Annotated in this window: 10 protein-coding genes; 3 read left to right on the forward strand and 7 right to left on the reverse strand. The window is 41.8% G+C overall.

Going from position 1 to position 13,332, the window contains the following annotated elements; translation table 11 throughout:
- Nucleotides 1-3 precede the first annotated feature (3 nt).
- Nucleotides 4-6,747 (reverse strand): polymorphic toxin-type HINT domain-containing protein, encoded by a 6,744-nt coding sequence (locus tag V1497_RS12070; protein WP_349407797.1) that lies wholly within the window; start codon nucleotides 6,745-6,747, stop codon nucleotides 4-6.
- 339 nt (nucleotides 6,748-7,086) lie between these two features.
- On the opposite strand from V1497_RS12070, the gene V1497_RS12075 reads away from it, so the two are divergent.
- On the forward strand, nucleotides 7,087-7,332 hold the full coding sequence (locus tag V1497_RS12075) for a DUF2626 domain-containing protein (protein ID WP_349407798.1): 246 nt from the start codon (nucleotides 7,087-7,089) through the stop codon (nucleotides 7,330-7,332).
- 52 nt (nucleotides 7,333-7,384) lie between these two features.
- On the opposite strand, the gene V1497_RS12080 is transcribed toward V1497_RS12075, so the two are convergent.
- Both V1497_RS12080 and V1497_RS12085 read right to left on the reverse strand, forming a co-directional pair.
- The gene (locus V1497_RS12080) at nucleotides 7,385-8,485 is read right to left on the reverse strand and encodes a class I SAM-dependent methyltransferase (protein WP_349407799.1); all 1,101 of its coding nucleotides are present in this window, start codon (nucleotides 8,483-8,485) and stop codon (nucleotides 7,385-7,387) included.
- Entirely contained in the window at nucleotides 8,482-9,123 is a 642-nt protein-coding gene (locus V1497_RS12085) for an MBL fold metallo-hydrolase (RefSeq protein ID WP_349407800.1), read from the reverse strand. Before V1497_RS12085 ends, V1497_RS12080 begins: the two co-directional genes overlap by 4 nt.
- Before the next feature lie 121 nt (nucleotides 9,124-9,244).
- On the opposite strand from V1497_RS12085, the gene V1497_RS12090 reads away from it, so the two are divergent.
- Both V1497_RS12090 and V1497_RS12095 read left to right on the forward strand, forming a co-directional pair.
- Nucleotides 9,245-9,718, forward strand: a complete 474-nt coding sequence (locus tag V1497_RS12090) for a hypothetical protein (RefSeq protein ID WP_349407801.1) — start codon at nucleotides 9,245-9,247, stop codon at nucleotides 9,716-9,718.
- A 135-nt stretch (nucleotides 9,719-9,853) separates the two neighbouring features.
- A complete protein-coding gene (locus V1497_RS12095) occupies nucleotides 9,854-10,039 on the forward strand; it encodes a DUF2759 domain-containing protein (RefSeq protein ID WP_349407802.1) in 186 nt (61 codons plus the stop codon).
- A 51-nt stretch (nucleotides 10,040-10,090) separates the two neighbouring features.
- Here V1497_RS12095 and V1497_RS12100 read toward each other — a convergent pair whose 3' ends face one another.
- The 4 genes from V1497_RS12100 to V1497_RS12115 all read right to left on the reverse strand — a co-directional run bounded on the left by V1497_RS12100 (nucleotide 10,091) and on the right by V1497_RS12115 (nucleotide 13,284).
- Complete coding sequence (locus tag V1497_RS12100; protein ID WP_349407803.1) at nucleotides 10,091-10,399, reverse strand: MTH1187 family thiamine-binding protein; 309 nt, start codon at nucleotides 10,397-10,399, stop codon at nucleotides 10,091-10,093.
- A 13-nt stretch (nucleotides 10,400-10,412) separates the two neighbouring features.
- Nucleotides 10,413-11,183: an ABC transporter permease gene (locus V1497_RS12105; protein ID WP_349407804.1), complete on the reverse strand. Its 771-nt coding sequence runs from the start codon at nucleotides 11,181-11,183 to the stop codon at nucleotides 10,413-10,415.
- 5 nt (nucleotides 11,184-11,188) lie between these two features.
- Nucleotides 11,189-11,890, reverse strand: coding sequence for a phosphate ABC transporter ATP-binding protein (locus V1497_RS12110; RefSeq protein ID WP_349407805.1), 702 nt, complete (start codon nucleotides 11,888-11,890; stop codon nucleotides 11,189-11,191).
- A 203-nt stretch (nucleotides 11,891-12,093) separates the two neighbouring features.
- The gene (locus V1497_RS12115) at nucleotides 12,094-13,284 is read right to left on the reverse strand and encodes a M14 family metallopeptidase (protein ID WP_349407806.1); all 1,191 of its coding nucleotides are present in this window, start codon (nucleotides 13,282-13,284) and stop codon (nucleotides 12,094-12,096) included.
- Nucleotides 13,285-13,332 lie beyond the last annotated feature (48 nt).

Genomic DNA, 13,332 nt, shown 5'->3' on the forward strand with positions numbered 1-13,332 from the left:
CACCTATTTCCTTCTGAAACTTCCAGACCTATCCCATTCAAAAATGTGCTCATGAGGCCATTCTGGATGTGATTTCGGATTTCCATGGTTTGTGAAGTCAACATCTCTTAAAGCCCTTCCTTCAATATCATGATACCTTCTTGTTTTTATTTGACCTGTTTTTTTATCTAAAATGTCAACCGAACTACTTGGAATACCTTTATTAGGATTAGGAACTGATGTCGTAGTGGTATGGTTTGGCATTGGAGTGATATCATATTCATTACCTTTATTAGATTTAACTAGATCTTTACCCTTACCCTTAACACTACAGTTATGCACCCAGATACCGAGGTTCGATACGAAGTAGGAGTGATAGTCTGCGACCTCAAAGTTATAGACCGTCGCTTGCCTTGGTTCTTTTTCGATCTTTTCGATAGCGAGTTGAGTTCCGTCACTCGAATGCAGCAAATCCCCTACATTCAAGTCTTTGACAAGCGTCCATCCGATTCCTTCCAACCAGAATGGATGTTCAGCCGTTACCTCGATGATTTCGTCCCCAATGTGGATGTAATAGATCTCATCAGCCTGTTTCTGGAATAATCCGACTACATCTTTGTAGGCCACTTCGCCCGTTTTGTCCGATTTGGCAAGGACCTTATCCCCTACCTTGATCTCGTCGATCGGCTTCTCACCTTGATCGGTTAATACTTTGGTTCCGGCTGTAAAACAGTTACATGCTTTCCCTTTACTCGCCTTCCGCGAAGACCTGTAAGATACGGATTTCATCTTCCGCAGCATGTTGCCGGCATAGGATTTTCCGTATTTCACGGCTTTGTAGGAGTAGCTTCCCGGGACGAACGGGACAAAGGTAGCTGCTAGATCCCAGGCCAGATAACCGGCGTTTTTCCAGGACGGCTTTTTCGCAAATCGTACCGCACTGACGACGGTACTCGCGATGTCAAGTAACGTATCGAAGAAGTTCCCATTCGCATCCGTAAAGGTGGAGGGATTGTTCCCCGCATACACATACAGATTGTGACTCGGAACATCATCTCGTGTTAAGAACCTTCCTGTTTCAGGATTATAGTATCGCTGCTTCAGATAATAGAATCCGGTTTCCTCATCGTAAACATCACCAGCATACCGGAATGGGTTTTCATCCTTTAAATATTTTCCATTTCCGAGCTTGACGCTTCCTGTTTTAGATAAAATATTCCCCCAGGCATCATACTCATATTCTACAACAAGAGTACCATTCGTATCACGAAGTCCCAACACATCCCCACGATGATTCATGACAAATTCATAGGTTTTAGGACTTGTCCCTGTATGATCAGTCATTGAAACGAGTCGGTTTGTCGAGGTACGTGTAAAACTATATTTCAGGTTGTTATTCTCATCCGTAATGTAAGATAACTCACCAGCCATATAGTAGTAATATTCTGTTTTTTGACTGGTTACTTTCTTAGTACGGAGTCCTTCGTAGTCATATTCGTATTCAGAGACGACACTTGAAGCGCCATTCTCTACTCGTACGAGCTGATCCTCTACATCATAAAAGTACTGATACTTCGCATCTGATTTAAGGTTACCATTGGCATCATGAGTCGTGTTCGAACCATTGATTGAAGTTAACTGATTAGCAGTATCATAGGTATAAGTGATCGTAGAATTATTTTTAGTCATGGACGTACGGTTACCCATCACATCATAACTATATGATATTTCGTTTGTTATTGTACCGTTTTGATCTTTATGGACTTCTTTAGTGAGTCTGTTCCCTACGTCATATGTGTATTCATCTTTACTGCCATCATAATGATTTATGGAAATCAAATTCCCATTTGCATCATACGAGAAGGTGTCATGTATCTTCACATTCCCATCAACGATTTGGATGGCTTTTTCCATAAACCCAGATTCAGTATATTTATACTCAGTTTCACTCGTTTTCCCATTTTTTAATTGTGTTTCGATTTTGGAAATTCGACCGCTTTCGTCATACATCATTAATAGTGTTTCCCCGTTAGCACCCTGTGTGCTAGAAGGCATCCCACTATCATAATAATCATGAGTGGTTTGGCCACTCAAAATACTTGGATCATAAATGGTTAATAATCCAGAAGGGTTATAAAATAAGTTATCTTTATGTCTTTTACCTTTGTAACTCGGATACGTAATATTCGTAACTTGATCCATTTTAGGGTCAAAGGTCAAATCCGTAACCTCAGTCCCATTTTTGACCATTTTGTTCATATTCCCAGAGGTATCATAGGTGAAGGACCATGTGGTTGGATCATTGGTGTACGTTACATTTGTGATTTCATTCAAGTTATTGTGCTGATAATGTGTTATCCCTCCAGTAGGATATTCGATATCAGTGATATTACCTATTTCATCTCGATAATAAGTTGTAGTATGATTTAACGCATCTGTAAAACTCTTGATTTCGCCAAAAGAATTATAAGTTTGGCTTGTTGTGGCAATCACTACACCGGTCGAATTGTTCACATATTTAACTTTGTCAACATTCCCGGTCGTTGTGTTGTATACAAGTTCCTTCCTAAGTCCAGTGGCATCTTCAGTAGCCGTTACGCGATCAAGCCAATCATATTCGAAAGAGGCATATGTCCCATCAATCGGAAAATCAATTCTGGTTAGATTCCCTCTTGGATCGACATTATAAGTAGTAGTGTCACCATCTTCATCTGTTGTACGTGTTACATAATTTCCACTATTATCATAATCGTAACTAGTAAATAGATTTTGCTCTTCAAATCTAGCAGCATCTACAAGGAGCTTCCCATTCGAATTATCCGTCAACGTAATAAAAGCTTTAACATATTTTGCTTGAGGGTACTTCTTCGAATCAAGTTCCACACCAAATCGTTTCCACTGTTCTGAAGTACCATTAATTAACTTTGATTGTACAGTGCCAAGTGCAACCTTGTTTGCATCATAATAACGGATATTTAAATAAGCTCCATTATTCGTAATGCCCTCAGCTTTCGTCATGGCAGTAAACGTATAGGTGCTACCAGCTTCTACAGGCTCTAGATGATCCTGGGCAACCATTGAGTATGACGGACCACCTGTCAGCTGAGCATATCGCTCTCCTATAAAGGCTTTTTCATCATTTGCAACTACAATCGGTGTTTTACTTCCGACCAACTGCCAAGCATAATTTTTTCCATCTCCATTATAGTCATACATTTCAAAGCTTCCGTTTTGGATGATGTTGTATTGACTGATCATCGGATTACCTTGAATTTCTTTCTTGACTACAATATCGTCAAACCAGGCTTTACCCGTTTCATTCTTCAAACGTGTATAGACCGCGAAACCATTATAGTCCTTATCTGTTACTTTAGAATCTTCACTGAATTCCCAATCGTGTGTACCAGTATTAAAGTACGCAGAATTCCAGTGTGTCGTTCCGTCGGTATAGTCGATTCTCATTAAGATGTCATACTTACCACTTGTATTCGTGACATTCTCTGATTTCGAATAACCGGACCAAATTAACTTATCTCCTTTTTTCCCTGGTATATTGAACTCTTGGACGAAAAATTGACTGCTTGTTGTATTTCCTTCAATATAGACCGAGTTCTTTTTGGTTTTAGACACTGATGTATCTAACCCATCTTCACTTCCATTGGAACTTGAAGATTTCCAGTTATCTGGTAGACCGTCTTGGTTATGATCGGATTCAAACCCATTATTGGTTGTAAAGTTATAGTCGTTCACAAATGCTGATTCTTGTAATTGTACATTGTCAAGCCAAACTTTACCTGTATCAACTTTTATCTGCACTTTCACATACCATGCATAATCCGGAATGGTTATTTTAGAACTTTGGCGCGTCCATCCTGCTCCATCATCTCCAGATAACTCAGTAACCTTTTCTTCAGAGAGTAACTGATGGTTACTGTCAAGATATCTCACCCAGAATTCCGCTTTATTCAAGTTGGAAGTGGTAACATCCCATGACAAATTGTAAATGATGTTGCCAAAAACAGGAATTGGCTCAGAAACTACATTCGCCTTACCAATCGTGCTAGTGGAATAGAGTTGTAACGAATTTTCCCCATTCTTCTTAACCGTAGTATCCTTTGTTATTCTCCCGGAACCTCCTCCAGTTGCTGTAAAATCAAACCAATATTCCGGGAGGGTACTATCCCAATCTTCAAACCCACTATTACGAATCAAGTTATAGCCCAAGCTTATTGGACTTGAAGATTGTTCTAGGTTTCCATTATCCTGATAGTCATTAATGGTTCCACTTGAAACCATACTTACCGAGGATTGCTGATTTCCTTTGGAATCATAATAGCTTTTGTAAGTGTCACCCATAAAACCTGTGACTTGGGTCATGTTACGATCGTCATCGTATTTCATAAGCGTTTTATGACCCTTAGCATTTTGTATTTCTTCTGTATTTCCATTTTCATCATATGAAACTACAGTAGAATTACCTTTTGGATCAATAACTTTGGCAAGCATATTGTTTTCATCCCATACTTGCTCAAAAGTCCGTTTCGAGGTTCCAGTAGATTCATTAAAGTCTTTTTCAACTTTTGTCAGATTACCATGTCCATTCACTGTGAACCGTGTTTTGATACCTTTTGGATTGGTCTTTATAGTCTGAACGCCCTCACCTGTCTCAGAATAACGATAGGAAGTGATGAGCGTGTCGGTAGCTACTTGAGTGAATGACTCGACTTGATCTTTAGCATCATACTGTATTTCAGTACGATTTCCCGAATTATCGATGATAGCTGATAGATTATCTCCGCTATATTCGAATTTTGTTTCGACCACATCTGACGTTGTGTGGCTTATTTTTTTTACACTCACTAACTGATTACTAGCATTTTTGGTGTATATAATATCAAAAGGCATAATTGAAGCATCGCCTGTAATCCATACTGCATCTGGGTTAAGATAAGAAAATGTTATTGAACGTCCTGAAGTATCGGTAATTTTACTAATGACCCTTTTTTTATAATGAATAATGGTATATTCAAAGGTTGTAATATTCCCATTACTATCTTCAATTTGATTTAGTTCTCCAGTACTGGTAAAGCGGTACTTTGTTTTATCTACACTTTCGATGTAGCGATAGCCGGATGATTTATCCTTATAAAGCTTTAATTGAATCCCGGACGGTGGAATATACTTTTTTAACTTTTGATCATATATAAAGATATGATCGGTTCCGTCCTCATCTGTGAAGGTTATCGGATCCGTATCCCCAGTACTTGTTGTCGTGTTCAGATGCATTTCAAAATCAAATCGCCAATTATCTCCTAAGTGAGGGCTTGTATAATCACTTTGACTATTGTAATTTCGCGAGATACCAATAGGAATCCCTCTCCCTGGGAGTAGAAAATCCGTCCCGCCCGTAACAAAATTACCTGTCAGTAAATTTACACCATTATCAAAGGCCCAAAATGATTCCATACCTTCATTTTTAACTTCATATGTGATGGATAGCTCAGGTGCGTTTCCGCTTTCACTTGAATAGAATCCTTTTCGGTCCTGAGATTCATCTAAAGCTTTTATCATAAACCCATGGAACACTTCTTTTCCTGCATAGATGTCACGTATAAAATTGGTTAAGTCCGTGCCACTAAAAGACCAGGTCGAGATTTCATTGCCAGTGTATTGTGCTAATATTTTGTTGGAATCAATAGTAGGCTGATTATTCCAATTAACCGTCTTAACATCCCATTCTTTAGTCACAGGGAATAATTGTGCTGTCGTAATATCTGTGGACGATGTATATTGATAAAGATCCAAAGTCACATTCGTGATGTTTGCACCACTAATTAAACTTGGCATTTCTAAATCTATTAAAGTCCTATTAATTCCATAACCGTTTGTTGCTATTGCGAGCCAGCCACGAGGATCATAATTTTGTGTAGGGTAACCGCTTGCAATAAAAGCATCTTTAATTTCATCATCCTCTGATCTATTGGTTATGGTCGGATCGACGATTATTGGAAATTTACGGTTAGAATCATGAGCCCATGCTTCATTCAAGACTACTTGTAATTCGTATGTATTGTTCGTGTTGTTTATTTCATAATGGACATCCTCTGTATAAACTCCATTATCATCATATGCAAACGGTTTTGGTGACAGGAAGATGACTTGTTTATTTTCATCTAAAAATTCCAAGTCACCATTTTTATTGAGGACTGGAGTTAAATTCGTATCCACTTCAAATACAAAAGTTGTTTGTGCATCCTTATCAAGTAAGACGATATCTTCTTTTAAGCTTTCGCCGAACATCGTGTATGAAATATCGACATTACGATAGACATTCGTATAGGTGATTTTATTATCTTGGTTTTTTAACTTGTACTTACTAGTATTCGTCGGTGTTAATTGGATATACGAATCGTCAAGTTCGACCCTTTGAGAAATCGTTTTGTCGAGCTTTACTTTGAAACGATTTTCTTTGTTTACGAATTTTTTCCCTTTTAAAACAAAATCATTGTTGATTTCTTTCCAATTTCCTTTTTTATTCTTGTAATGGATAGGTTTTGAATAAATTTTTGTGGTGAACGTCCCATCAGGGTTATAAAGAACTTTTTGATTTTTCGTTCGTTTTGTCTTTAATTCCACTGGTCTTTCGGATTTTTTTGGAAATGACTTCACAGGTGGAGTGATAAAATTCGTGGATTCTTCTTTGTTCGTTACAGCATTTGCTTGTTCATAGGGCTGCAACATTGGAATTAGTAATGCAACAATCATCATTAAATAAAATATTCTCTTCATTTTTTCCCCCTTAATTTTTATATAAAAAGTTAACATACAAAATTAATTATACAAAAATTCTGACATAATAGAAGATATTTTTTACATATTTTGTCGTAATTTTACTTTTTCGCATATTTTGCCTCGGTTTTTTTATACTATGGGTAGTGGATAAGGAAAAAGTTTAACCGCCACAAAATTGACATAGCAAATGTAATTTACTTTTTTCCTCAATTTGATTTATAATACTAAAAGAGTCCATTATAATAGTGAGTGGCGTATTATTTTTTCAAGCACTTATTAATCCGTATGATCATTGCTGCAAAGGAGGAAATACATATGGCAAGAATGTACCGCATGATGGGATTCTGGACGGCTGTCATCGCTGTTATGGCGTATGTAGGTGGCATGCAAGCGTTCTCCCTATTGTTTGTCGGACAAACAATCATGTTCGTCGCACTTGGTTACTTAAACTTATCTGAAAGAATGTATATTTATATTTTCGGTGCATACCTAACAGTCTTCTTCATCGGCTTTACGTATTGGACCACTTTCATGATGACCCCTGGATCAGGTGGACATTAAATCTCATAAGTGAAATGAAAAAGCTGACCTTTTGGTCAGCTTTTTTTCGTGGTCATGATTTTTCTTGAATGAGGACGTGATAGGCTTCGCTCATCCCGCCTGGCATTGCAAATGAACGGATCGCCCGGTTCAGCTTGCTTTCCGCTGAAAAAGGATCGCGGCCTTCATGCTCGACAAGATGGTCGAACAAGCCGTGCTCGAGGAGAAACGTACGTTGCTTTCCAAGATACTTCTCCTTAAAGCCTTCTTCCTCACCTTTTTTGATGAGCGCGTCCAGATGGATATGTGCGGTCAAGTCCATTTCACCCGGGTGCAGAAGGGGATCCTCGATCAATTGATGCTGGTAATAGCCTCTCAGCGTCCCTTGTCGTAATGCCGGATCGAGCAGCTCCTCGTTCCGATACCCGTAATCGACTGTTACGAGAAGACCTCTGGCCAACACGTCCGCTACATTTTCCACCCACTCCATCATCTGTAACGGCACTTCCACTCGAAAACCGTCTGGAAGCTCAAGTTCGCTCCAACTCATCCAATCCAAGATGCGTGGATCCGAGATGGGCTGATGGATTTCCTGAAGACGGTCCGACTGATCCATTGTGACCATCACTTCAACGATCTCCCTGCCTTTTTTCTCGATCACATGGACCGGAAACGCATCAAGCAATTCATTGGAAAAAAGAATCCCTTCCGCTTTCCCTTCATGTTGTTGCAAATCGTCCAGAGACGTGAAGTAGGTCACATTGTCATGCTCGGCGAGTTGCTTGATTGCCTCATTCTGATGACCAACACTCACATCGATGAAATGGTACGTCAGTTCCTCATAACGATGCGGCTTCATATGCTTCAGGTAATCCAGCAGCTGCTTTGCAAAGGAGCCGCTTCCGCCACCAAGCTCATAAAGGGCGAAAGGGAGCTGATGATCCTTGCAATAGGCATCGAAATAGTCGGCAAATACCCACGCAAAAACGGGATGGACCGAGCTGGACGTGTAAAAATCCCCCTCACGTCCTATTTTCTTCTGATCCCGCTGATAATAGCCCTGTGCATCATAGAGAACCGTTTCCATGTACGTCGCGTAGCTGATGCATTTGTTCGTTGATGAATTGATTTTCTCGCTTAAAATCGCCATCATCGGGCTTTGCTGCTGTTTCATAACGAAAAGCCGTTAAGGAACGGGTTCGAGTCCATCTCTTCCCCAATTGTCGTTGAAGGTCCATGCCCGGATAGGACAAGGGTGTCTTCATCAAGGGTAAGAAGCTGATCGTGGATACTTTTCAGCAATTGTTTATGATCGCCTCCTGGCAGGTCTGTTCGGCCAATACTCCCCATGAACAATGCATCCCCACTGATGACGATCCCCTCATCTTGAAAGTGGAAGGATACACTTCCCGGAGAATGTCCCGGCGTATGTAACACGTCGATGGAAAAGCTTCCTACCTTCAGTTCTTGCCCTGGCTTCAGTTCATGGTCCGCTTTTTTTGCAGATACCGATTCGACCATCGGGAAGAAGCTTGAACCGTTCAATTCAGGGTTCCCGAGCCAATCGAATTCTGCTTTATGCAAGTACACTGGCAGGTTCCACTTCGCCCTTACATCATCAAGTGCACCGATATGATCAAAATGCGCATGCGTCAACAAAATCGCAATCGGTTGTATTCCTTCAGCCTGTACTTCCTTAATGATGCGATCCCCTTCACTTCCGGGGTCGATGATGAGCGCTTCATTCTCATCGTTCCAGATTAAATAACAGTTCGCTTGTACCGGTCCTACCGATAAACGTTTCCATTCCATTGTAATCGCCTCCATTGCCAAGCTTCTTCATTTATTCTACACTAGAATCAGGTCCTTCACATAGGACGCTTCCTATTCTTACAATATCAAATTCTTATGACGATTTGAAAGCGAGGGTGCTATGCAGACTGTATATGGCGTAGAACATTGTGATTTACGGAACCAAGGGTCTGGCTTCATCAGTCAATTTGTAAGGAAAATCGCGGATACCGCAAACGTCGTTGACCGCGATGATCGCCTCTGTATCGTCCAGAGTGAGGCCGATTTTAAAGCCTTGAAAAATCTTTTTCAACAGGAGAACGTGTTCGAAGAAGCGTTCGAGCTTTACCCGCTTCAATCTCCGACGGCAACCTTCAATACGGATTACGGGTTCGTCTCGTCGTCCAACCATGCCTATCTGTACAAAGAGATGTCCATCCCGTTTCAGATGGATATGGATGGGGAAGACGAGAAAATGGCCTTTATGCAAATGGAGGAACATCTTGTCGGCATTGATGATTCGGTCAGCCCGATTCATTATTACGTCGATCGCCAACAGAAGGAACTGATTGAACAAATTGCCTCTGCTTATCAGGTAACCGTCACATTTTTGTAAGGAAGGATTCTCGACATGAACGAGAAAAACAGGTACAATAGGATAGGCAATCATTCTATTACATAGATTGTTTTTCAAGAATCAGGTTATAGTAATACTAAAAGAAACTTTGAATCCGATAAGGGGGGAAATCTAATGGCATTGTCAATTATCTTTGGCCTTGTAACCCTTTTCTGTTTATGGGCGCTATTCAGAGAGTTAAAAAAGAAAAATATGCTGGCAGTAGGCTTCGCCTTTCTTAGCTTAGCGGTATTTGGTTGGTTCACAGTAATGACTGTCATCGACCTTTTCCACACAGGCGGTTGGGGCGCAGGCCATTAATCGCTCATCATGAAAGAAACCGGCTCACAGGAGCCGGTTTCTTTTTTTATATCATTGATTCAATTTCGATTGGATCGTATTCACTTTGTCTCGCATGCTAACTTTCTTGTCCCGGCGGTCATCGATCCGAATGTTCGTCGCCACGCGTTCGATACCATGCTCGAACGGTACCTCGTGTATTTCACGTATGACGTCCAGCAAGTCCCCCATTTCACCTTCAATTAACGTGCTCATCGGTGTAAGCTCATAAAGTATCCGGTCGGAATTCCTCTCTAGCACTTTCTGGATTTCGACGACGTAGTCACTCACACTCGGACTTTTCGTTCCAATTGGAATAACGGTTATATCTACGATTGCCATATGGCTCTCCTCCTTATGTATTCATCTCAATCAATTGCATTTTATCATTAAAATAGAACCGGTATAAAATAATCGTGACGAGCATCGCACAAACGGCCACAGATACGAAAATACTCAACGAGATGATGATCTGGTACCGGACCGCATCCAACGGTGAGACGCCTCCCAAAATCAATCCGGTCATCATGCCAGGAAGCTGGACGAGGCCGATCGTTTTCAAGCCGTCGATGTTCGGAATCATCGCCGCCTTCAACGTCTTACGGATGATTTGCAGCGAGGATTGTTTCGGATTCGCCCCTAACGAAAGTGCAGCAAGAATCCTACCCCGCTCTTCTTTAAACTGGCTTTGGAGCCGTTCCAGCGCTAAGCCGATCGCAATCATGCTGTTCCCGATGATCATCCCGCTGACAGGGATCACTTTTTCCGGGCTGAACGGGATATAGCCGAACAGCAGCCAGAGGGAGATGATGACGATTTCGATCAAGGCGATGATCGAAAAGACGACAACTTTCACGTATGGAATACCTTCCCCTTTCTGTGAGGCATTCAAAGTCGCAACGACGATCATCACGCCAACCCACAACCCGATTCCTTGCCAGCTCGGCAGGTCGAACAGGAATGTGAGCACATACCCGATGATGAAGAGCTGGACGATTCCCCTGAACGAAGACCATAAGACCGGCTTGGTCAAGCCTAAAGAGAACAAGTAGGATAGGGATACCGGAATGATGACGAAAACGATGATAAACATCAATGATAAATTCGATATTTCGGGTGATTGCATCGCTTCTACTCCTTTAAAAACTGTTTCAATTCATTCGTCTTTGGTTGTTGGAAGAGTTCTTTCGTCGGGCCTTGCTCCAACAGTTCTCCTTTTTGGATGAACAAGGTCTGATCGCCCATCCGCTCAGCCTGTGAAAGATTATGGGTGACCATCATGATTGAAATGCCTTCCTGGTCCCGGAGCTTGAACAGGAGTTCCTCGATATGTTCAGCTGTACGGATATCGAGTGCGCTCGTCGCCTCATCAAGGAGAAGGATGGATGGACGGTTTGCGAGCGTCCTCGCCAGCGCGACCCGTTGCTGTTCGCCTCCTGATAAGGAGCTGACCTTTCGTGATATGTAGGATTGAGGAAGTTCAACAAGCTCGAGTAACCGCTTTGTTTCACTCGGCTCCCATTTTCCACAAAGCTTCGGTCCATATTGGATGTTCTCCTCAGTCGTCCCGTCGAAAAGATACGAGGATTGAAAAACGATCCCGATTTCCCGCCGCAATTCCGTTACAGGTATCTGGGTAATCGCTTTGCCTTTGTAAAATACCTCACCTCGTGCAGGCTCCTTTAATCGGTTTAAAAGGAGTAATAAGGAGCTTTTCCCTGCACCAGATGGACCGATGACTGTCGTGATCTGTTGGTCCAGTAATGCAAATGAAATGCCGTTCAGATGCTCAGTCGTAAGGTCTTTACCGATTAATATTTCGTTTGATCCCATCCTGCATCGACTCCATTCATTCTTACCCTATTGTTTACGTATTCGAGATCATTTAGCAGCAACATAGTCATTTTAAATGAAAGGAGGGGGTTGGACAAAGGAGAAAGCTCAGGTGGGGCACATGTAAAAAGATCCGTGGGAAACGACGATCACATGCAAAAAAACCACCTCCTCTTTTTTTGAGGAAATGGCTTTTTTTCGTTTTACATATATAAACTCGCCAGCATGATGCCGAGGCTTTCCTGGTAGATTTCATCATACTGTTCAATTGGGAGTGGATTGACCCCTTCGCCGAGTTCGACTGTATACCCTGGGCGCTGGAATTCCTGGATGAACCAATCCTTATAACCCGCGTAACTGTCTACGTACCGGACGGGCTTATACCCACTCACTCTTCCGAATTCTTGGACGATCGTTTCCGCATATGGCGGTTCTAATCCTTCATAACCCCAGTAGATTTCTTCTCCTTGCGTGTGGAAGGCAACAACTCGATCAAAGTTTTCTTGATAAGCAAGCTCAGCCATCGCAATCGCTTCAGGTTCACTGAGCGGCTCGTCTCCCGGATAATCCCTTGGAGCTGGCTGCTGCGGCTTCCGTTCTTTTTCAATCTCCCACTTGGCCGGGTATTGATTATTAAGGTCAACGCCCCGTATGTTCGCTTTCCAGCCGGAGAAATCCTGGTTTCCTTGATTGAGCTCCATCACATAATCTCGGTAAAAATCATCGTCAGGAGGACCATTCAGTACGAGATCCACGCCATCCGGGTTCACCATTGGTACGATGGATAGCGTGACACCATCATAGAACGGTGACATCTTCAGACCTCGAATCGTCCACTGATTCGTCAGAGCGAGCAGATAATCATTCAAGAAGTTCATGAGCACAGCTGTTGTGATCCACTCTTGCGCATGGAACGACCCGTTCATATGCACCTTTTTCGTTCCATTACCGATCTGTATTTCAGGAATGGCTTTTCCAAGCACAGAATTCTCGATCGAACGAACGTTTATGAAAGGATAGATTTCACTCAACCGCTTCAACTGTCTCAACATCGTTTTATAGTCGTAATTCATTTTCGGCGTTACGACTGAGCGCAGAACCCGCACTGGAACTTTTATGACCTGGCCGATTTGCAGGTTGCTTGGTGAAGCATTCGGATTTAATAATGTTAAAGCATCCAGAGGGATTTTTCTTCTCTGTGCGATTTTATAAAAAGTATCTCCCCGTTGGATCGTATAGTTTTCCGTCACATATCCGGGGATGTTGATTTGCGTTCCAACCTGAAGATTCGCTGCATCAATCGTTCGATTGGAATCCAGAACAAGACGTAGTGGTACATTGAAAACTTTGGCGTAATACCAAAGACTATCCCCTTTACGAACGACTACCTTCATAGCTCAGTCCCCTCCATTACACCATTCTCCTATCATGTATATGGACAA

The sequence above is a fragment of the Pseudalkalibacillus sp. SCS-8 genome (genome assembly GCF_040126055.1).
Lineage (GTDB): Bacteria > Bacillota > Bacilli > Bacillales > Fictibacillaceae > Pseudalkalibacillus > Pseudalkalibacillus nanhaiensis.

Excerpts from the sequence above, each read along its gene's own strand:
- V1497_RS12070 (WP_349407797.1), bottom strand. The coding sequence starts at position 6,747 with ATGATGATTGTTGCATTACTAATTCCAATGTTGCAGCCCTATGAACAA.
- V1497_RS12075 (WP_349407798.1), top strand. The coding sequence starts at position 7,087 with ATGGCAAGAATGTACCGCATGATGGGATTCTGGACGGCTGTCATCGCT.
- V1497_RS12080 (WP_349407799.1), bottom strand. The coding sequence starts at position 8,485 with ATGAAACAGCAGCAAAGCCCGATGATGGCGATTTTAAGCGAGAAAATC.
- V1497_RS12085 (WP_349407800.1), bottom strand. The coding sequence starts at position 9,123 with ATGGAATGGAAACGTTTATCGGTAGGACCGGTACAAGCGAACTGTTAT.
- V1497_RS12090 (WP_349407801.1), top strand. The coding sequence starts at position 9,245 with ATGCAGACTGTATATGGCGTAGAACATTGTGATTTACGGAACCAAGGG.
- V1497_RS12095 (WP_349407802.1), top strand. The coding sequence starts at position 9,854 with ATGGCATTGTCAATTATCTTTGGCCTTGTAACCCTTTTCTGTTTATGG.
- V1497_RS12100 (WP_349407803.1), bottom strand. The coding sequence starts at position 10,399 with ATGGCAATCGTAGATATAACCGTTATTCCAATTGGAACGAAAAGTCCG.
- V1497_RS12105 (WP_349407804.1), bottom strand. The coding sequence starts at position 11,183 with ATGCAATCACCCGAAATATCGAATTTATCATTGATGTTTATCATCGTT.
- V1497_RS12110 (WP_349407805.1), bottom strand. The coding sequence starts at position 11,890 with ATGGGATCAAACGAAATATTAATCGGTAAAGACCTTACGACTGAGCAT.
- V1497_RS12115 (WP_349407806.1), bottom strand. The coding sequence starts at position 13,284 with ATGAAGGTAGTCGTTCGTAAAGGGGATAGTCTTTGGTATTACGCCAAA.